The following is a 20949-nucleotide window of genomic DNA, read 5'->3' as shown; positions in this document are numbered from 1 at the left end:
TGCAAACGCATGAAGTGGTTTAAATACATCTTATCCCTTTGGGCAGCTTTGTTGCTGCTGGCGTGTCAGTCTACACCGGCACCGGAAGAGCAGGTAGCAGAAATATCGGACGGGCTGCCCGCCCTGAAAGTTTCGGAAAATCATCGCTTCCTGGTACAGGAAAACGGTGATCCATTCTTCTGGCTGGGGGATACCGGGTGGTTACTATTCTCTACCCTGGACCGGGAAGAAGCGGACCGCTACCTGAGCCACCGCGCGGAGCACGGCTTCAACGTGATCCAGGTAATGGTGCTCCACGAACTGGACCTGGCGAATGCCTACGGCGATTCGGCCCTGGTCCGGCAGGATGTCAGCCAGCCTTTACTGACCCCGGGCAATGAACCTACGGATTCTATAGCTTACGATTTTTGGGATCACGTGGATTACATCATTGATCTGGCGGCCGAAAAGGGACTGTATATGGCCCTCGTACCGGTTTGGGGAAGCAATGTAAAAAGTGGCGGGGTCAATCGCTCCCAGGCGGATGTATATTCCAAATGGCTGGCAGAGCGGTATAAGGATCGGTCCAATATTATCTGGCTCAACGGCGGGGATATTAAGGGTACGGATTCCACGGCGGTTTGGCAGGTGATGGGGGAGAACCTGGACCGTTACGATCCCAACCACCTCATTACTTTTCATCCTTTCGGTCGTTCTAAATCCTCTACCTGGTTTCACGACGCAACCTGGCTGGATTTCAATATGGTACAGACTGGTCACCGTCGCTACGATCAGGATGACTCGGAGCTGGCCTATGGACAGGATAACTGGAAGTACATCCGGGATGATTATCAGTTAACGCCCGTTAAACCGACCGTGGACGCAGAGCCGTCATACGAAAATATTCCCCAGGGGCTGCACGATTTTTCCCAGCCGCGCTGGCTGGCCCCGGATATCCGGCGGTATGCTTACTGGGCGGTTTTTGCCGGTGGTTTTGGGTTTACCTATGGGCATAATGCCGTGATGCAAATGCACCACCCCGGAGCCAAAGCTCCTAATTTCGGCGTGGAAATGAACTGGTGGGATGCGCTGGATGCACCGGCGGCTCTCCAGATGAAGTATCTGAAAGAATTGATCTTGAGCCGGTCCTATCTGGACCGGGTTCCGGATCAATCCATCATTGCGGGCGAGGCCGGTGAAAAATACGACTACGTCATTGCTACCCGCGGCGACCACTACGCTCTGGCTTACACCTACAACGGCCGTACTTTTGAAGTCGACCTGGCTAAACTGGGTAGAGGCGAGATCAAAGCGTCCTGGTTCAATCCGCGTGACGGTCAGGCGGAAGTGATCGATTCCTATCCGGGTGAGGGCATTGTAGCATTTGATCCACCGGGAGGAGTAGCGGACGGAAACGACTGGGTACTGGTGCTGGATGCACAGGCAACCGGAGATTAAAGAAAGATACGGACTACCAAAATCAGTCAAAAGAACGCATGAAAAACGTTTTGCTTTATATCGCTTTCCTGCTGATGGTAATGCCTTCCTGCCAGTCCGCCAAGGAGGTTTATCTGTTCAGTACCTTTCGGGAACCGGCGGATAAAGGTCTGTTCCTGGCCTATAGTTTCGACGGGCTCAACTGGGAAGATCTGGGCGGACCGTGGCTGGCCCCGGAAGTCGGCACTCAGAAAGTCATGCGTGATCCATCGGTAGTATCCGGTCCGGACGGCACCTTCCACATGGTGTGGACCTCTTCCTGGCGGGGCGATCTGGGATTTGGGTACGCCAGTACGAAGGACTTCATCAACTGGTCACCACAGCAATTGATCCCGGTGATGGATTTTGACACGAGTACGGTCAATGTCTGGGCGCCTGAGCTCTTTTACGATCAATACCAAAAGGAGTATATTATCATCTGGGCCTCCACCATTCCCTACAAATTTGAAAGAGGGATCGAGGCGGAAGACAACAACCACCGGATGTATTATACCACCACCCGGGATTTCCAGAACTTCAGCGAAACAAAACTCTTTATTGATCCGAAATTCAGTGTAATCGATGCGGTCATTGTAGAGCGGGGGATAGGGGATTATGTACTGGTGCTCAAAGACAATACCCGGCCGGAAAGGAACCTGAAGGTAGCCTTTGGCCCTTCCCCCCTGGGACCCTACAAAAATATCTCTGAACCCTTCACCGGCCAGTTTACCGAGGGGCCGACGCTGATCCGGAAGGATGATGCCTGGTATATCTACTATGACGCCTACGAGCTCAAGCGCTACGGTCTCCATAAGACCACGGATTTCATCCATTTCGAGGATGTTTCCGATCAGGTTAAATTGCCGGAAGGCCATAAGCACGGTACTATTTTTAAAGCCGATCGACGCCTGCTCAAAAACTTGATTAAAGCAAACAAAAAAGCAAAATAAGCATGATTAAGCGGAGTATCGTTTGCCTGTTTTGGATCCTACTGACCTGCATGAGTATGTGGGCTCAGGAAGGGATCTACTATACGGGTGATACCAAAGTGAATGTAGATTACCACCACGGACAACTGCCTCCCGCCATGGGAGTGCACAACATCCAGGTAATGCGGGCGAGCCGGGAACAGCCGGAAACTGCCGATGGAATTGGCTGGACCTACAACCACGCTCCGATGCTGGCTTACTGGAACGATCGGTTTTTTCTCGAATACCTCAATAATCCGGTGGGTGAACACATCGCTCCGGGACGCTCTATGCTGGTTACTTCCCCCGATGGCTACGAATGGTCCGCTCCCGAAACGGTTTTTCCGGAGTACCGGATTCCGGACGGTACGTACAAGGAAGGTGCCGAGGAGGTAAAAGCCAAAAACCAGATGGCCGTCATGCACCAACGTATGGGGTTTTACGTTCCGGCTTCCGGGGATAAATTACTCTGCCTGGGGTATTACGGTATTTCCCTGCACGAGAAAGATAGCCCGAATGACGGGAAAGGAATCGGACGGGTGGTACGCGAGATTAAGCAAGACGGCTCGTTCGGACCGATCTACTTTATCCGTTACAATGCCCGGTTTAATGCCAAGAATACCCATTTCCCTTTTTATAAAGAAAGTAAGGACCGGGATTTCGTTGCCGCCTGTGATGAATTGCTGGCCGATCCGCTGATGATGCAGCAATGGGTGGAAGAAGCGGACCGGGATGATCCGCTTATCCCGCAGAAAAAGCAGTACAAGGCGTTGAGTTTCTATCATCTGGATAATGGAGAGGTAATCGGTTTGTGGAAACACGCCCTGACGGCACGCAGCACGGATGAAGGAAAGACCTGGTCTCAGCCGGGACGGGCTCCGGGTTTCGTTAACGGTAATGCCAAGATCTGGGGACAAAAAACTTCCGATGGCAAATACGCTACCGTCTATAACCCTTCCGAGTTTCGTTGGCCGTTGGCCGTATCGGTTAGTGATGACGGATTGGATTACCAAAATCTCCTGCTGGTAAACGGTGAAATTACGACGATGCGCTACGGCGGCAACTACAAGTCATACGGCCCGCAATATGTTCGGGGTATCCAGGAGGGGAATGGCACCCCTCCGGACGGAGACCTTTGGGTAAGCTACAGCATGAATAAAGAAGATATCTGGGTGTCCAGGATTGAAGTGCCGATCCGGTCCGAAGCGACCGCCCAGGTAGACGATAATTTTTCGGGCCCGGATGCAGAAGCCGCTTTCTCCGCCTGGAATATTTACAGTCCGGTTCGGGCGTCCGTTCGTCTGGAAGACCGGCAGGGCGATCAGGTCCTGGCTTTACACGACGGTGATGCCTTTGACTACGCAACGGCCAGCCGCCTGTTTCCCGCTTCCGAACACGTTTCGGTGGAATTTGAGATCCTGCCGGGACAAAATGATCACGGGCAGTTGCAGGTCGAATTGCAGGATCGGGAAAACGCACCGGCCTTGCGCCTCATCTGGGATGAGGACGGCTACCTGAAGTACAAGGACGGTTACCGGGTAAAGAATATCAGCACTTATAAAAAGAACGAGTGGTCTACCGTCCGACTGGAGGCCGATGTGAAAAATCGTTTCTGCAGCCTGTTCATCAATGGGGAGCAGGTGCGCAATTTTCTGTTCTTCAATCCCGTACAAAGTCTCCAGCAGCTCCTGTTCCGGACCGGCGAAACGCGGCGCTTTCCCAATGCCGATACACCTACGGATCAGGATTATGATGTGGACCAGGCCGGTAAAAACGTTGAAGAGGCTGTATTTTTCCTAAAGAGCCTGACGACTGCTCCGGTACAGAAATCCAGAGCGGTGTTGGATATCAAGGATTACAAAAAGTACGTGGATTATTTCAACCGGATGGAAGATGAAAACATCGTGCAGGCGATCCCCAACGATCAATCCTGGGACTGGATGCAGGAAAATATTCCCCTTTTCGACTGTCCGCAGGACAACTTCCGCGAAATGTATTATTACCGGTGGTGGTCTTTCCGCAAACACATCAAACGCACCCCGGTGGGCAATGCCATAACGGAGTTTCTCGTCGAGCGATCCTACGCCGATAAATTCAACCTGATCGCCTGTGCGATCGGCCATCATACCTACGAATCCCGCTGGCTACTGGATAATGATTACCTAAAGAGTAATCTCCACGTTTGGTACCGGGGTCTTGAGGGCGATCCGATGGGTAAACTCCACAAATTCAGTAGCTGGACGGCCGACGCCGTGTATAAATATTACCTGCAATCCCTGGATACGAGCTTTGTTGTTGATCTGCTACCCGATCTGGTGAGCGATTACGAAAACTGGGAAGTGGAACGTCAACTGCCCAGCGGATTATTCTGGCAGGAGGATGTGAAGGACGGCATGGAGGAACAGATATCCGGCGGCCGCCGGGTCAAGAATCGCCGGCCGACGATCAACAGCTATATGTACGCCAACGCTAAGGCGATCTCGGCCATGGCCGGACTGGCCCGCAAACCGGATCTCGCCGAAACTTACGATGAAAAGGCGATGACGATTAAGGCACTGGTGCAGGATAGCCTGTGGAACGAAGAGAGCGGTTTTTTCGAGACCATTCGGGAAAAGGGTGGATTTGCCGAGGTCCGCGAAGCGATCGGCTATATTCCCTGGTATTTCAACCTGCCTGATGCCGGCTACGACAGCGCCTGGGCCCAGGTGCTGGATCCGGAAGGTTTTCTGGCACCTTTCGGACTGACAACCGCTGAGCAACGCCATCCCGAATTCCGGAGCCACGGTTGCTGCAACTGCGAATGGGACGGAGCGGTCTGGCCCTTCTCCACCTCGCAGGTGCTGACGGGAATGGCTAATCTGCTCAATAATTACGAGCAGGAAGTGGTCGATAAAGCCGACTATTTTGAACTTTTGGACACCTACGTAGAATCACAGTATTACCGGGGCCGCCCTTACATCGGAGAGTATCTCGATGAGACCACCGGCTACTGGCTGAAGGGAGACCAGGAGCGTAGCCGGTATTACAACCATTCCACTTTCAACGATCTGATCATTACCGGTTTGGCCGGATTGCGTCCGCGGCCGGATAACACAGTGGAAGTTAATCCCATGTTACCGGCCGATCAGTGGGACTGGTTCTGTTTGGACCGCGTGCCCTATCACGGAGTAGAACTGACCATTATCTGGGATAAGACCGGGCAAAAATATAAGCGCGGAGCGGGGTTGACGATCCTTCAGGATGGCCAGGAGATCGGCCATGCGGATGAACTGGGGCCGATCCTGTGCGAATTACAATAGGCGAACTTTTACAGCAAAACGAAAACAACATGAAACCAACTCATAAAACGCCTTTCCAAAGCGGAGCAAACTGGCCGTTGCTGCTCTTCTGCATGATCGGGTTGAGTCAGTTGTATAACTGTGCAACTCCGGCAGAAACAAGCCGTAACCCTTTACCGGATTTTCGAACCGGTATCGTTCAGGAAGCTTTTGTCTACGAGCAGGCGCCTTATCCATCCTGCCACGCCGCGACGATCGCCGAAACGCCCGACGGTTTGGTGGGAGCCTGGTTTGGCGGCACCCACGAACGTCATCCGGATGTCGGCATCTGGGTTGCGCATTACCGCAATGGTAAATGGACGGAAAGCACGGAAGTGGCCAATGGCGTGCAGAGCGATACGCTGCGCTATCCCACCTGGAATCCCGTACTCTTTCAGATACCCGACGGTGATCTGCTGCTTTTTTATAAGGTCGGTCCGAGCCCTTCTACCTGGTGGGGAATGTTAAAGCGATCCACCGATGGCGGCATGACATGGAGCGAGGCCGATAAGCTACCTGATGGCTTTATCGGACCGGTAAAGAACAAACCGGTCCTGCTGCCCAACGGTAACCTGATCGCCGCCTCGAGCACCGAAGGCGACGGCTGGCGGGTCCATTTCGAGATCAGTTCGGATCAGGGGAAAAGCTGGCGTAAGGTAGGACCGATTAACAATACCAGTGTCTACAATATAATCCAGCCAAGTGTACTGCAACACGAGGATGGTCGCTTGCAGATCCTGTGCCGAAGTCGCAATAGTGTACTGGCCACCGCCTGGTCGGATGATCAGGGCGAAAGCTGGTCGCTTGTGCGGGAATCGGGCCTTCCGAACAACAATTCCGGAACGGATGCGGTCACCCTGGCCGACGGCCGGCAGCTGGTAGCTTACAATCACGTTAAAACGCCCATCGGGGCTAAAAAGGGACACCGGACACCGCTCAACATTGCGGTATCCAGGGACGGCAAACACTGGGAAGCCGCGCTGGTGATCGAAGATTCGGATATCAGTCAGTATTCCTATCCGGCGGTGATCCAAACCGCCGACGGGATGGTGCATCTAATGTATACCTGGCGGCGCGAACGGATCAAACACGTCGTGATCGATCCGGATAAACTGCTTACGGCACCCATCGTGAATGAGCGCTGGCCCGAATAATAAATCCGACTCCACTAGAACCACTCTGCACAAAAATCAAAGCGATCTCCATGAGAATTACCTTACTGCTGTTGAGTCTGACTCTAAGCGTATTGCCTTCGATGGCTACGGCCCAGCATACTTCCGATTACAAGATTGCGGTCTGTGACTGGATGATCCTGAAAAGACAAAAGCTGGGGGCATTCGATCGTACCGCAGAGATTGGTGCTGACGGACTGGAACTGGATATGGGCGGACTGGGCAACCGGCCCACATTTGACAACAAATTGCTCGACCCCATTCAGCGCCGGCAATTCATTGATGCCGCCGAGCGGACCGGCTTGGAGATCGCTTCCATCGCCATGTCCGGCTTTTACGCTCAGAACTTCGCCGAACGGGAAGGTATCGAACGCATCATGGATGACTGCATCAATACCATGCAACTACTGGGCGTGCAGGTGGCCTTTCTGCCATTAGGTGTACAGGGCGATCTGGTGAAATTCCCTGAGAAAAGAGCGGCCGTTGTGGAACGCCTGCAATTATTTGGGAAGAAAGCCGAAGCGGCCGGAGTGGTCATCGGCATCGAAACGGCCCTGCCCGCCTCCGAAGAAGTGGAATTGCTCGAAGAGATCGGTTCGGATGCGATAAAGATCTACTTCAATTTTCAAAATCCGCTGGAAGCCGGTCGGGACCTGTACGAAGAATTGAAAACCCTGGGTAGAGACCGGATCTGTCAGATCCACTGTACGGATACCGACGGCGTGTTGCTGGAGCACAATACCCGCATCGATATGGAGCGTGTAAAAAAAGTACTGGATGAACTGCAATGGAGCGGCTGGCTGGTGATCGAGCGCTCCCGGGATAAGGATCAGGTTAGAAATGTAGTGGGAAATTTCGGTGCAAATACCCGGTATCTAAGATCCGTATTTCAGGAATAACCGCTGGGGAAACCGCCGGTGGTGTCATTTATCCTTGACAAGCCTCAAACATGAAAATCTACCTCTTAACTATAGTTTGTACACTGAGCTTTGCTCTTCTGAACCCGGCAATCGCAGCCGATATTTGGGTGGCCCCCAATGGGAATGACGGAAATCCGGGTACGGAATCAGCTCCCTTACTGACTATCGCCATGGCCCAGCGAAAAGCGCGGGAATTGCGGCGACTGGGTGATCCATCGATTGCGGATGGGATCAATATCATCCTAAAAGACGGTAAATACACCCTGATCGAACCCCTGGTCTTCCGGCCGGAAGATGCCGGTACGGCGACCAGCCCCACCCGGATCATTGCAGCTCAGGGCGCCAATCCCATTCTAAGTGGCGGAACGACCATCCGGAATTGGAGCCGTTTGTCGGGAGAACTGCCCGGCTTGCCCGAAGCGGCGCAAGGCAAAGTGTGGGTAGCGGATATTCCCATCGTTGATGGCCGGCGACTCCTATTCCGTCAGATGTGGGTGAACGGCCGCAAAGCAATCCGGGCGAGCACCCTCAACGACGGGCCACTGGATCGGATCCTCTCAGTAGATAAGCAGCAAGAAGAAATGTGGATCCCGGTTCCGGATTTTGATCTGTATGCGCCCGGGCAACTGGAGTTCGTGATCCACCAGTGGTGGGCCATCGCGATGTTGCGGGTCAGTACAGTAAGCGTGGAAGGAGATCAGGCCCTGGTGAAATTTCGGCAGCCGGAAAGTCAGATTGAGTTTGAACACCCCTGGCCGGCTCCATTCATTGACGAAAAAAAGGAACAGAACGGCAACTCGGCCTTTTACTTTGCGAACTCCCTGGGTCTGCTGAATGCTCCGGGAGAATGGTATGCCGATCTGGCGACCGGCAAGCTCTATTATTGGCCCAGAGTGGGGGAGGACCTGCAAAAAGACGAGTGCATGGTGCCGGTACTGGACCAGATAGTGCAGATCAAAGGAACGCTGGATCAGCCCGTCAGTCATCTTTATTTTGACGGAATTGGTTTTGAGCACGCCACCTGGTTGCGTCCCTCGGTCAAAGGGCACGTGCCTTTGCAGGCGGGCTGGTCGATCACGGAAGCCTACAAGCTGAAGGAACCGGGAACGCCGGATAAAGCCGGTCTTGAAAACCAGGCCTGGATCGAACGGCAGTCCGCTGCGGTAACGGTGGAAAACGCCCATCAAATTCGCTTTGAGCGTTGTCGTTTTGAACACCTGGCGGCGACGGGACTGGATTTTGTCGGCGGAACCCATCACAATCTGGTGCAAGGCTGTATCTTTCGGGACATTGGTGGTACCGGTATTCAGATCGGATTTTTCGGAAGTCCGGAGGTGGAAGCCCATTTGCCTTACGATCCCAGCGATGAGCGGCTGGTTTGTCAATTTGAGACCATTGCCAACAACCGCATCACGGATTGTACGAACGAGGACTGGGGCTGTGTCGGGATCAGTGTAGGATACGCCCACGACATCAACATCGAACACAACGACGTCAGTCACCTCAATTACTCCGGGATCTGTGTCGGCTGGGGATGGACCAAAACGATCAACTCGCTGAAAAATAACCGGGTGTTTGCCAATAATATCCACCACTTTGCCAAAAATATGTACGATGTGGGCGGCATTTATATGCTTTCCGCCCAGCCCAATACGGAGATCCGCGACAACAGCATCCATCATCTGGAAAAAGCGCCCTACGCGCATATTCCCGATCATTTTCAATACATCTATTTTGATGAGAAATCTTCCTATATCCGGGCCATCAACAACTGGACGGAGCAGGACAAGTTCTTTTCCAACGCACCCGGTCCGGGTAATGAGTGGGAAAATAACGGTCCGGCAGTGTCCGACTCGATCCGGCTTAAAGCCGGACTGCAGGAAGCCTATCAATATCTTTTAAAACAGTAATGAAAAATTATGAAATACATAGATCTGAAACTGATAATCGCATTTGTCCTGACCACTTTCTTCATCGTTCCTGTCTCCGCCCAGGTGGACCTGGAGGAATCGCAGCTTGATCCGGAGTATACCCAGGTGCTGATCAAACGGGTCGATAAATTCCTGAAAGATGTGGGGATCAAAGATCCGGCTGCCTACGAGCGGGTACGCGATATCGTAGTCGGACAATACCAGGCGATTAACTGGATCGAGGAACAACGGGACGAAAAATTAGCAGCAATAAAAGCGAATACAGAGCTGGCACCGGCAACCGCTTCCGCCCTTAAGCATGGACTCAAAAGTGAAGCTGACATGGAAATCTTCCGCCTGCACACCCATTTTTTGGCGCAATTGCAAACGGAACTTAGCCCGGAGCAGGTAGATGGTATAAAGGATGGCATGACCTATGGCGTGCTGGACCGTACCTACGGTGGTTATCTAAACCTACTACCGAAACTTTCCGATGAGGAGAAACGGTATATTTTGGCTAGTTTGCTCGAAGCCCGCGAACTAGCCATGGACAAAGGTTCATCGGATGCCAAACACGCCACCTTTGGAAAATTCAAAGGGCGGATCAACAACTATTTGTCCCAGCGGGGTTACAACCTGAAGCAGGCGGAGATGGAGTTGAAGGAAAGAGAAAATAAAAAGAAAAAGGAGAGAAAATAAACCCGGACCAGTCGAGAATTCGTGGGTACCGGTAGAAAAGATCTGTCTCAAATTACTGATAAAGTTGGGAATCATCGAGGCAGTTCCTAGTTGAAGCAATCGTTATTGAAGCCAGATAATCCGTAATATGAAAAAGTATACTATATTTTTTTTAGCTCTTCTGTTTGTTGGCCTATTGTCCGCCCAGGATCTCGTGTTGGAGTACGATGAGCCCGCCCTAAAGTGGACGGAGGCCTTACCCGTAGGTAACGGTCGCCTGGGAGCAATGATCTACGGTGGAGTAGAGGAGGAGATCATCCAGTTCAACGAAGAAACCCTCTGGACCGGTGGCCCCCATGATTACGCCAATGAAGGAGCCCATGAATATCTGGACGAAATTCGTCAATTACTCTGGGCCGGCAAACAGGATGAAGCGGAAGATCTGGCCACCGAACATTTCATGAGTGATCCGATGCGGCTGAAAGCCTACCAGCCGTTTGGCGATCTGGTCCTTTACTTCAATCACATTGCTCCGGCGATGAATTATAGCCGAAAACTGGACCTGGCTAATGCCATAGCGGAAGTGAGTTATAAAGCAGATGGTGCCAATTTCAAAAGGGAAGTGATTGCCAGTTTTCCGGACCAGCTGATCGCTATACATTTAACAGCCGATCAGGCGGATGCGCTTAACTTCAGTTTCAGTCTGGATTCCAAACATCACCTGAAATCCATATCCACAGACTTTGACCGGCAGATCCTGGATGTAAAGGTATTCGACGGAGAAATGGAGGGAAAGGCGATGCTGATGGTCAAGACCGACGGCATTATCTCACCCAGTTACCACGGAATAAGCGTGCACAGCGCCACCGAAGCTACCTTGTATCTGGCGGCGCATACCAATTTTGTCAATTACAAAGATCTAAGTCGGCCCGCTTCCCGCTACATCGATCGCTCTTTCCGGAAATTTACGGAACTGAGCTTTGCTGAGATCAAGGAAAAACACCTTGAAGATTACCACGAATTATTCGACCGATTCCGGATCGATCTGGATCAAACGGAAAATAGCAAACTGACTACCGATGAACGGATCTTTTCGTTCTGGAAGCAGCCGGACGATCCGCAATTGCTGGCCCTGTACGTGCAGTACGCCCGCTATCTGGCCATTGCCTCCAGCCGGCCGGGTACGCAGCCCGCCAACCTGCAGGGGATCTGGAACGACCGGCTGGAACCATCCTGGGATAGTAAGTGGACCACTAATATTAATTGCGAAATGAATTACTGGCCGGTAGAAATGACCAATCTACCGGAATGCCACGAGCCCCTGTTTCAACTCATTGAAGAGTGTGCCGAAACCGGAGCGGTAGTGGCCAAAGAACATTATGACGCCGACGGCTGGGTGCTGCACCATAATACCGATATCTGGCGGGCCGCCGCCCCGGTGAATGCCTCCAATCACGGGATCTGGGTAAGCGGCGGGGCCTGGCTCAGCCACCATTTGTGGGAACATTTCCTGTTTACGCAGGATACGGCCTTTTTACGCGAAAAATATCCATTGATCAAAGGGGCCGCTTTGTTCTTCAAAGACTTCTTGGTGGAAGATCCGAAGACGGGTTATCTGATCAGTACGCCCAGTAATTCTCCCGAGATCGGTGGTTTGGTGGCCGGTCCTACGATGGATCACCAGATCGTACGCAGCCTGTTTGCCATTACCAGTGAAGCGGCCGGCATCCTGCAAACGGACGCAGGACTGGCCCGCGAACTCAACGATATGCGGAAAAAAATTGCTCCCAATCAGATCGGGAAACACGGGCAGTTGCAGGAATGGATGCAGGATATTGATGATCCCGGTGAAAAACACCGGCATGTATCGCACCTTTGGGGACTGTATCCGGGCAAGGAGATCAGTCCGCAACAAACGCCGGAATTGGCGAAAGCCGCTCAGCAGTCCCTGGCCTTTCGGGGTGATGAAGGCACGGGTTGGAGTCTCGCCTGGAAGATCAACTTTTGGTCGCGCCTCCTGGACGGTGATCATGCCTTTGATCTGATCCACCTATTGCTAAGCCCCGCAGAAACCGAAGGCAGGACGACCCGGGGCGGTTCTTACCCCAACCTGTTCGACGCTCATCCGCCTTTCCAGATCGATGGGAATTTCGGTGGAGCGGCCGGCATTCTGGAATTAATGCTGCAGAGCCATCTGGGGTGGATTGACCTTCTACCGGCGCTGCCCGCAGCATTGAAGAACGGTTCCATTGCGGGGATCTGCGCCCGGGGCGGATTTGAACTAGATCTTTCCTGGTCGAATGGACAACTCGATGAGGTGCGGGTGTTGTCCAAAGCCGGAAAGCCCTGTACGCTCAAATACGGCGATCGCGAAATTACCTTCGATACGCAAGCTGGAACAAATTATACGCTGAACGGTAATCTGGAGATGCAATGATGAGAAAGTGCTGAGAGACCTGGCTATTCAGTCCAGCCAGGACCAGCGGTTAGCCCAATCCTGCAGAAAGCTGCGGCGGTGCCGGGAAACGGTCTTTACCCCCTGCTGCTCTTCCAGAAACAGGTCCGGATCCGGACGGTCAGAATACCAGTTCGATCCAAGCTGGTAATCATCCGGCCCGTTTTTACCCGGCCAGGGGGTAATACTGACAAACTGACCCTTAAGCCCATCCAGTTCGGGGATCTCACTGGAGGTGATGTAGGTACAGATTTCCGGTTTTTTGGAAGCGTAGCGTACCCCATAGATGCCGTCACCCAGGTAATAACCGGGCCAGATCTGCCCCGAAATTTCCAGGGTAAAACAGGCGGAATCGGGAGCAATCTCCAATTCCGGTCCCGGGAACGACCATTCGATGACCGCGTAAGCCGCTACCGTATCGCTAACAGTGGAATTGCGATTGAAAATTTTCCTGGAACTATGGTCAATCGGCACGAAACTTCCTCCCCAACTCTCACCCGTCGGATCATCCGGATCTCCATCCAGCACATAGGCTAAGGAAGGCGTGTCACCCATTTTAATGTTTCCATCGTAGTAGTTTTTAAACGCCCGACCCAGGGCTCCGCGTTCCCGAATGTGATGGCTGTAAAAACCTTCATTCGTCAGGTCTTCGGGGCAGTCTTCGTACATAAACCAACCCCGGTAGGTCGCATTCGCTTCGATCATCCAGAGGTCCGGATGCTGCTTGGCGATGTAGGCATAAGCATTCACGCTCCACTTTTTATTGGGGCCGCCGATCCAGTACACCCGGATGTTCTCTTTGATGTCGGGGGCGTCGTGCAGGGCCTGGGCCAGATCTTCCAAACCGCCCCAAACCAAAACCCAAAGCGGTCGGTCGTCGGACCGGCGGGCGCAGGTGATCATCCATTCCGATCCCTCGGTTGGGGATGCGTAGCCGGCAAAAGGCGCCCCGTCGATAGCTCCCTGTTTGACAATGTCTCTGAGGCTATCCGTTGCCGGTAGATCCGGAGCGTGCACCAGTAATCGCTCCCGGTCCTGATCGTATAGATCGATCATTTCCAGGAAGTGTTCTTTTCTACCGGGACCGTAGGGAGAAGCGACCAGCCCTTCGAGCTGTACCCGGTCGGCGTACATCAACAGGTGGATCATGGATTGCTGATCATCGGGATCCGTGCCTCCGATATCGGAACTGATCAAGATGCGGGGTTTGGGCGTTTCGGAGGTGGGATTATCGGCCGGTGTGCAGGCCGGGAAGAAGATAAACGCCAAAAGGCAGAGCCGGATCAATAAGCTGGCAGACATACGGTGGAAGTTTTTGTGAATACTAAGAAATGGATTGGACTACCTGTCCTTTAGGTAATTTACAAACGGGACTTGAAACAGGATCTGCCGGGCCGCCAATAAGTCGATATATTCCTCGTAAATATCCTGTTCAATGGCCTGCAATTGCAAAGCGTTCTTAATTTCCATCTCTTGCTGGTACAGTTGTCGTAATGGAGTTGAAAAGGATTCGGGCGTACTTTTTTGTACGATGGATGCACTCTGCCGGTTGCCCGCTTCCAGTAAATCGGTTGCATAATCCAGGGTGGCAAACAGCCCTTCCAGAGCGGAACGTTGCTGTTCGAGACTACGGTTGTCGAGCGTTTTTTCCAGGGCCGTTTGGGCTTTAATAGCTTCCTGTTCGATGCGTAGTTCTTCCATCTTTAACTTGCGATCCGAAGCGAGTGGGATATTTAAACCGAGGCCTAGCCTTACTTTTTCCCGCCAAAGATCATCGTGCGGACCGTTGTATTCCATCTGCAGGAAATCAAAGATCCGACCACCTTCGGCCTTTTCCAATTGCAGCTCTGCCGTATTTACCCGCATCTCCTGCTCCAGTTCGGGATAGCGCAGGGTGTAGGCCCCGGTAGTGGGTGGTAGTATTGATTGCCGGATCGCATTCAACGGGATGAGGTCCGTAAAATCCGGATCTCCTCCCGAAGGACGGAGGGCATTCAGCTCCTGCTCCAGGGAAAAAATGTCGATCCGGATTTCCTGAATATCCTGTTGGATCTCCAGGACTTCTTTGATGGAAATTTCTCGCGCTGCCGCTAATTTTTGGATCACGAGTTGCTGGTCGAGCAGTACCACCAGCAGTTGCCGTAGACCATCCAGTGCCCGACTGCGATCGTACAGTTTTAACCATTCGGTGTAGGCGCGGACGATCCAATCGGCTCTTTCCTCTTCCCATTCAAGCGTAGCCCCGGCCCGGTACTGGCGATGCAATTCGGATTGTGCTTTGCGGATCTTGCCGGTACTGGGGCTCACCCGCAGGAGATACCGTTGGCGATCCGGTGCGAAGTCGTCCGTCTCAGTTCGGATATCGATCTCTTCCAGCCAGGAAGGTCGGAAGTTTGCAGGGGCGTATTCCTGCCGGACCTGGTCGAACGCCTCCAGGTTTTGCCGGAAATAAGTGTCGGAGCTGAGCGTTCCCTGGCCGAATAGGGGGAGCAAAAAGATGAAGCCAAACGACAGGCAAACCCATTTTTTGCCTATGGATAAGATAGAAAGACTGCTCATTCCGTTCCCTTTAATTCCACCAGTTCACTGCGCGAAGCGGTGCGTTTTTCCAATGGATGCAAAAACTCAAGTACGACCTTTTCCTTTTGGAGGAAGCGGTTATCCGGCGTAATGGACACCAGGACTTCCCGGCCGTAGGTTTTCATTTCGGGTACTTTGCGCATACGTTCCGGGATCTCTACAATCCGGGAACCCAGACCGGAAACCACTCCGTAACAACTGATCCCTTCGTCCTTAGTGGAGCGGACGATGAAGGTATCCTGCAATGCGACTTCCAGAATAAGGTCTTCGTGCACATACCCTTTGACCAGGGTGGGGTTGGGTTCGTAAAAGGTAACCAGGGTATTGTAAGCCGGAATATGCTCGGCTTCTTTGCAGTGGATATTGCCAATCAGTCCATCCTGCGGGGCGGTCAGCTCGATATCGACTACCTGGTTGGCGCGGTCAAAATCGCGTTCGGCTTCCAGTCGGTCGATGGCGATCCGGTAGGGATTTTTCCCCAGTCTGATCTTTTCTTTTATACCGTTGATCTCTTCGGCGTAACCGGCCGACAGTAGGCTGTGCTCTTTTTTCAGAGTGTTGATCCGGGTGGTAACGGGCTGATAATCAGTTTGGTTGGGCCGGACGCTTTGCAGATCTTCGTACAGGGAGTTTTGGAACTGCTTTTGTTCTTCCAGTTTTTGGATCTCGTCTTTTATACTTTCCAGTTCCAGGATCTGCTCCTGTTCCAGTAAGCTGATCCTATTTTCCTGTTCCGCGAGCCAGCTTTGTTCTTCCGCTCTCAATTCCGCCATTTTGAACCCCTGGTCTTCCATGGTTTCCTTAGACTTGATGCGTTGCAACTGAAGCAGTGGCGTACCGGCCTTAACGGTCTGACCGGGATGCACGAGTATGCTGGCCACGGCCACCGGATAGTTGAAATTGATCTCCGTTTCCTTGGTTTCCGCAAAGCCGTAAAACAATGCTACTTCCTGATTATAATATCGGTTGAATGCCCACAGGGACAAACCCACCGCTACTATTGCTACATAGAACAGATTTATAGATCTCATTTAAAGTCGTTTTGGCATTCCGCCTAAAGATCGCTGGCTCCTTTGTTGAAGCGGAGTCGAAGGTCCAGTATACCCGGTAGTTGCTTTAGCGCGCCGGCCAGTTCCGATCTCAGGTGATGCTTTTTCAGCCGGAAGGTGTAATCCAGGTCGTACCAGGTTTCCGGATCCGGCTCGTTTTGATTTTCTTCCTCCGAAATCTCGCGGGCGCTGCGCAGGCGCGGGAAACGGACCTGCTCCAGTTCCATGGCGGCCGCATATTTGCGGAGTAAATTTTCAATCTCGCTCTGCAAATTTCCTTCCCTGGGAATAGTGACGCGTAGCCTGCCGGTCAGCTCTCCGGAATCGGCCAGGGGAGAAAAATGGAGAATGAAGGCGGCCAGACAAAAACCGACCGTTCCGACCAGGGCAATGGTAAATCCGAAGACACCGCAGGCGATACCGCAGGCCAAAGCGGCAAACATGAAGGCCATATTCCTGGGATTATTCAGGCGGGTACGAAAACGGATGATCGCCAGGGCCCCCAGCATGCCCAGCCCCCTGGCCAGGGAATCACCGATAGCCTGCATCACGGTGGCCGCGACAATGGAGATCAGCGCCATGGACTGCAAAAAATACAGCGGTCGCTGCACACTTCGGTCGGTCCATTCGTAAGTAACAACGATCAGGGAAGCGAGGAAAAAGGAAAACAGGACCGTGATCGTTATGCTTAAAATGGTTGGATTTTCCGTATTGCTTTGCGTGATCAGAAATTCGAACATGTAATGATTATTTCAGGATGATCGTCTTGGGCAAAAGTGCCTGTTTATGCCCCGGTCAACATGGCCGGAGCAATAAAATAGTAGCCGATTCGAGGCTTTGATCATCGCTCGTGTCGCTTGTTATAAAAGGCTGAACACCTGCTTGTAAAATGCGGCTGATTTCCGGAGTTGCTGTCAGTTAGAATTGTGGAAATTACAGCCTTCAAATTTACGGTTTATCTTAAAAGTATCCTAGTCAAATCCGGTTTTAACGGGAATTAGTCGATACCGGACGAAGACTGAAAACCAATGGTGACAATTGTTATTTTTTCTGTGAAGTATTCTGGGTGACGGCCAGGGAAATAACATGATAAAAACTGGCCGATAATTCAAATTTAGTAATAGAAATCAGCCGTATATAACGAAAAAAAGCCACCAAAATTACCGGGCTAATGATCCCTGAAGAAGGCCGGTAAATAATAACGTTAAATACCGCTCGGGAGCGCAGAAAAGCCCGGTTTGATTCAGTTGCCGGGTAATTTATAATTATCTTAGAGCCACTCTTTTAGCGCAGGTTTTTGCGATCTGCGGAGCGTACGACCCAGATTGGCTTCCTTGCTATTTGCAACATTAGATCATACCCATTAGACAGCTTGATCTTACTCGCTTTGCTAAACGGCAACGCCGGCTGGAGTATTCAATTATTTTAGAGCGTGTTTAGGAATTATTAATCGGGCTGCAAACGCCACTTTTTTGTTTATACTTCAGCTATTTTTCAGTCCGTACCTTCCCCAGAACGGGCCCGTATGGGCAGGTATGCACTTCAAAATAACCTTCGTCTAAACGAAAAATTGACTGTTTTCGCCGCAAAGAAAAAATCCCAAACACACTCTTACAAACGAATAACCGATCAAAAGATTAAACAAGATGATTAAAGGATCACTACCCAGGATCTGGATGGTAACGGCATTGCTTTGTTGTACCGCTGCCGTCCTCAGGGGGCAGGGAAAAATACTGATCACCGAATTTATGGCCAGCAATTCTACTACGATTGCCGACGAAGACGGTGATTACAGCGATTGGCTGGAATTGTATAATGCGAGTGAGGAAACCATCCATCTGGAAGGTTGGTATTTGACCGACAAAGCCGATAACCTGACGAAATGGGAGATCCCGGACGTTTCGCTCGAAGCCGACGAATACCTGTTGATCTTTGCTTCTGAAAAAAAGCGCAATTCGCCTTCCGCTCCATTACACACCAATTTCAAACTTACGGCATCCGGTGAGTTCCTGGCGGTCGTCGAGCCGGACGGAGTGACCATTTCCCACGCTTACGCACCGGCATTTCCCATTCAGCGGGAGGATTTTTCCTACGGTCTTTACCAGGGGCAGACTATATTTTTTGACCTGCCGACCCCCGGTGCCGAAAATGCCCTGGGTGAGATCGTTCAGGCTCCCCAGTTCAGTCATACCCGTGGATTTTACGATGCCTCTTTTGGGCTTGCGCTCACCGGCATCGGCAACAATCTTGAGATCTACTACACCACCGACGGTACCCGGCCCAACGCAGAGACCGGCACCTTGTACAGCGGACCGGTGGATATTACGACGACCACGCCTTTCAGTGCGGTCGCCATTAATGCGGATGGGCTGTACAGCGAAATTATCACCCAGACTTACCTGTTTATTGCGGACATCCTGCAGCAACCCAATGATCCGGGGGGTTATCCCGCTACCTGGAGCCCTTACAAGTTCCGGGCCGGCAACGCGCCGGCGGATTACGCCATGGATCCGGAGGTAGTCGAAGCGCCCGAATACAAAGACCTGATGGATGATGCCCTAACCTCCATCCCGACCCTTTCGATTGTCACCAATAAGGGATTCCTGTTCTCCCATCTCAAAGACAGTGAACTCGGGGGCATTTACATATACACCGGCAACAGTGGAGCCAGCGGTACCGGTCAGGACTGGGAACGTCCGGCATCAATTGAGTACTATGATCCAAACACTCAGGAGGAATTTCAGGTGAACTGTGGGCTGCGATTACACGGTGGCAATAGCCGGGTGCCGGAAAACAGCCAGAAGCATTCGTTTCGGGTATCCTTCCGGAGTCAATATGGTCCTTCCAAACTGAAGTTTGACCTGTTTGACGAACCGACCGCGACGGATGAGTTCAATGCCCTGGTTTTCCGGGCGGGTTACAATTATTCCTGGGTGAAAAACAGCGGTGTCCAGCGGGAAAATGCCCAATATCTGCAGGATCCGTTTGCGAAGGTGACCCAGCGTGCCCTAGGGCAGGTGGCGGCGCACGAAAAGTTTGTTCACCTCTACCTAAACGGTTTGTATTGGGGGCTGTATAACATTTCCGAAAAGCTGACCAACGACTTTATGGAATCCTACCTGAAGGGAAAGGAAGATGATTTTGATGTGATCAAGGACCACGGTCTGACGGTGGATGGTTCCTGGACGGCCTGGACCCGATTGTACGAGCAGACCAAAGCCGGTCTCGGCAGTAACACCAATTACCAGAAGGTGCAGGGGAAAGATCCGGACGGTACCGTCAATCCGGCGCTGGATAATTTGCTGGACGTTGAAAATCTGATCGGATATATGCAGTTCAACATGTATATCGGCAACGAGGACTGGGATCATAACAACTGGTTTGCGGCCCGTAACCGGGTATCCAATGAGGCCGGTTTCCGCTTTTTCGCCTGGGATGCGGAAACCTCGATGACCAATGTCCAGTACAACAATGTTGACGAGAACAATGAGGAAAACCCCAGCTGGTTTTACCACGAATTGCAGGATAATGCTGATTTTCGCATTCTTTTTGCGGACCACATTCAGCGAAACTTCTTCAACGGCGGACCGCTGACGCAGGAAGCAGCAAGCGCACGATATCAGGAATTGGCGGACGAGATCGATCTGGCCATTATTGCCGAATCCGCCCGTTGGGGGGATTACCGCAAAGACGCGGATCCATCGGATGGCGATCGGTTCCTGTACACCCGCAATGATTTTTGGTTGCCCCGCCTGCAGGACCTGATGAATAACTATTTTCCCTTCCGTACCGATATTGTCGTGCAACAGTTCACGAATTATGGCTTGTTCCCGACGATCAAAGCGCCGGAATTCAGCCATTACGGAGGAGCCATGCAACAGGCCATCGATCTGGAAATGACAACCAATTACGGGGAGATCTTTTACACTACCGACGGTAGCGATCCCCGGCAGCAGATCACCGCAAACGTTTCTCCCGCAGCCCAGCGTTATGATGGGGCGCTGCCCGTTGGCTCCCAGCTAACCGTTAAAGCCCGGGCAAAATCGGGCAGTGAATGGTCGCCGATCACGGTGGCGAGTTACGATTTTACCACGGCGGCGGTTTCTCCCGGCGCGATGGAAAAAAGTCTTTTCGGTGGCAGTTTTCCCAACCCGTTCGCGGAGTCGACGACTATTTATTACCACCTCCCCCAAAGTGGCCCGGTTCAGATCCAGTTGTTCACCCTGGACGGGCGACAGGTAGAAACGCTTTTTTCCGGATATCAAACCCGGGGTCGACATGCCCTGGAATGGCACCCGCAGCATCGCGAACGCGGAATTTTCCTCTACCAGATCAAAACGGAAGACGAAGTGTTCCTGGGCAAGGTGATCCGGAATTAACGGGCCGATAACTGGATAGCATACTGACCGAAGCGGTTTGGGAATCCTGACTGTGACTAGCACGTC

13 protein-coding genes are annotated in these 20949 nt (G+C 52.2%); 9 read left to right on the top strand and 4 right to left on the bottom strand.

Features of this window, described 5'->3' with window-relative positions; genetic code table 11:
• Positions 1-9: 9 nt before the first annotated feature.
• From CRP01_RS32145 to CRP01_RS32110, 8 genes are all read left to right on the top strand, one after another.
• On the top strand, positions 10-1437 hold the full coding sequence (locus tag CRP01_RS32145; RefSeq protein WP_099154186.1) for a glycoside hydrolase family 140 protein: 1428 nt from the start codon (positions 10-12) through the stop codon (positions 1435-1437).
• Positions 1438-1475: 38 nt separating this feature from the next.
• A complete protein-coding gene (locus CRP01_RS32140) occupies positions 1476-2405 on the top strand; it encodes a glycoside hydrolase family 43 protein (protein ID WP_099154185.1) in 930 nt (309 codons plus the stop codon).
• A 2-nt stretch (positions 2406-2407) separates the two neighbouring features.
• The gene (locus CRP01_RS32135) at positions 2408-5722 is read left to right on the top strand and encodes an MGH1-like glycoside hydrolase domain-containing protein (protein WP_099154184.1); all 3315 of its coding nucleotides are present in this window, start codon (positions 2408-2410) and stop codon (positions 5720-5722) included.
• A gap of 29 nt (positions 5723-5751) precedes the next feature.
• Entirely contained in the window at positions 5752-6894 is a 1143-nt protein-coding gene (locus CRP01_RS32130; protein ID WP_233752804.1) for a sialidase family protein, read from the top strand.
• A gap of 50 nt (positions 6895-6944) precedes the next feature.
• Positions 6945-7811, top strand: coding sequence for a sugar phosphate isomerase/epimerase family protein (locus tag CRP01_RS32125; RefSeq protein ID WP_099154182.1), 867 nt, complete (start codon positions 6945-6947; stop codon positions 7809-7811).
• A 50-nt stretch (positions 7812-7861) separates the two neighbouring features.
• Positions 7862-9742 (top strand): right-handed parallel beta-helix repeat-containing protein, encoded by a 1881-nt coding sequence (locus CRP01_RS32120; RefSeq protein ID WP_099154181.1) that lies wholly within the window; start codon positions 7862-7864, stop codon positions 9740-9742.
• A gap of 9 nt (positions 9743-9751) precedes the next feature.
• Positions 9752-10441, top strand: coding sequence for a DUF3826 domain-containing protein (locus CRP01_RS32115; protein ID WP_099154180.1), 690 nt, complete (start codon positions 9752-9754; stop codon positions 10439-10441).
• 127 nt (positions 10442-10568) lie between these two features.
• A complete protein-coding gene (locus CRP01_RS32110) occupies positions 10569-12857 on the top strand; it encodes a glycoside hydrolase family 95 protein (protein ID WP_099154179.1) in 2289 nt (762 codons plus the stop codon).
• A gap of 27 nt (positions 12858-12884) precedes the next feature.
• Here CRP01_RS32110 and CRP01_RS32105 read toward each other — a convergent pair whose 3' ends face one another.
• The 4 genes from CRP01_RS32105 to CRP01_RS32090 are packed head-to-tail and all read right to left on the bottom strand — an operon-like array spanning position 12885 to position 17244.
• On the bottom strand, positions 12885-14177 hold the full coding sequence (locus CRP01_RS32105; protein WP_099154178.1) for a nucleoside hydrolase-like domain-containing protein: 1293 nt from the start codon (positions 14175-14177) through the stop codon (positions 12885-12887).
• Between the two features lie 39 nt (positions 14178-14216).
• Positions 14217-15434, bottom strand: a complete 1218-nt coding sequence (locus CRP01_RS32100; RefSeq protein ID WP_099154177.1) for a TolC family protein — start codon at positions 15432-15434, stop codon at positions 14217-14219.
• Positions 15431-16486, bottom strand: coding sequence for an HlyD family secretion protein (locus tag CRP01_RS32095; protein ID WP_099154176.1), 1056 nt, complete (start codon positions 16484-16486; stop codon positions 15431-15433). The genes CRP01_RS32100 and CRP01_RS32095 overlap by 4 nt, the downstream gene beginning before the upstream one ends.
• A 23-nt stretch (positions 16487-16509) precedes the next feature.
• Entirely contained in the window at positions 16510-17244 is a 735-nt protein-coding gene (locus tag CRP01_RS32090; protein WP_099154175.1) for a DUF4956 domain-containing protein, read from the bottom strand.
• A gap of 906 nt (positions 17245-18150) precedes the next feature.
• Here CRP01_RS32090 and CRP01_RS32085 point away from each other — a divergent pair.
• Entirely contained in the window at positions 18151-20883 is a 2733-nt protein-coding gene (locus CRP01_RS32085; RefSeq protein WP_099154174.1) for an FN3 associated domain-containing protein, read from the top strand.
• Positions 20884-20949: the final 66 nt, after the last annotated feature.

Source organism: Flavilitoribacter nigricans DSM 23189 = NBRC 102662 (assembly GCF_002646595.1).
Classification (GTDB): Bacteria; Bacteroidota; Bacteroidia; order Chitinophagales; family Saprospiraceae; genus Flavilitoribacter; species Flavilitoribacter nigricans.
This window is presented reverse-complemented; position numbering and strand designations above follow the sequence as displayed.

Coding starts and splice junctions, on each gene's coding strand:
- CRP01_RS32085 (WP_099154174.1), top strand. CDS start 18,151: ATGATTAAAGGATCACTACCCAGGATCTGGATGGTAACGGCATTGCTT.
- CRP01_RS32125 (WP_099154182.1), top strand. CDS start 6,945: ATGAGAATTACCTTACTGCTGTTGAGTCTGACTCTAAGCGTATTGCCT.
- CRP01_RS32145 (WP_099154186.1), top strand. CDS start 10: ATGAAGTGGTTTAAATACATCTTATCCCTTTGGGCAGCTTTGTTGCTG.
- CRP01_RS32115 (WP_099154180.1), top strand. CDS start 9,752: ATGAAATACATAGATCTGAAACTGATAATCGCATTTGTCCTGACCACT.
- CRP01_RS32120 (WP_099154181.1), top strand. CDS start 7,862: ATGAAAATCTACCTCTTAACTATAGTTTGTACACTGAGCTTTGCTCTT.
- CRP01_RS32095 (WP_099154176.1), bottom strand. CDS start 16,486: ATGAGATCTATAAATCTGTTCTATGTAGCAATAGTAGCGGTGGGTTTG.
- CRP01_RS32105 (WP_099154178.1), bottom strand. CDS start 14,177: ATGTCTGCCAGCTTATTGATCCGGCTCTGCCTTTTGGCGTTTATCTTC.
- CRP01_RS32140 (WP_099154185.1), top strand. CDS start 1,476: ATGAAAAACGTTTTGCTTTATATCGCTTTCCTGCTGATGGTAATGCCT.
- CRP01_RS32135 (WP_099154184.1), top strand. CDS start 2,408: ATGATTAAGCGGAGTATCGTTTGCCTGTTTTGGATCCTACTGACCTGC.
- CRP01_RS32130 (WP_233752804.1), top strand. CDS start 5,752: ATGAAACCAACTCATAAAACGCCTTTCCAAAGCGGAGCAAACTGGCCG.
- CRP01_RS32110 (WP_099154179.1), top strand. CDS start 10,569: ATGAAAAAGTATACTATATTTTTTTTAGCTCTTCTGTTTGTTGGCCTA.
- CRP01_RS32090 (WP_099154175.1), bottom strand. CDS start 17,244: ATGTTCGAATTTCTGATCACGCAAAGCAATACGGAAAATCCAACCATT.
- CRP01_RS32100 (WP_099154177.1), bottom strand. CDS start 15,434: ATGAGCAGTCTTTCTATCTTATCCATAGGCAAAAAATGGGTTTGCCTG.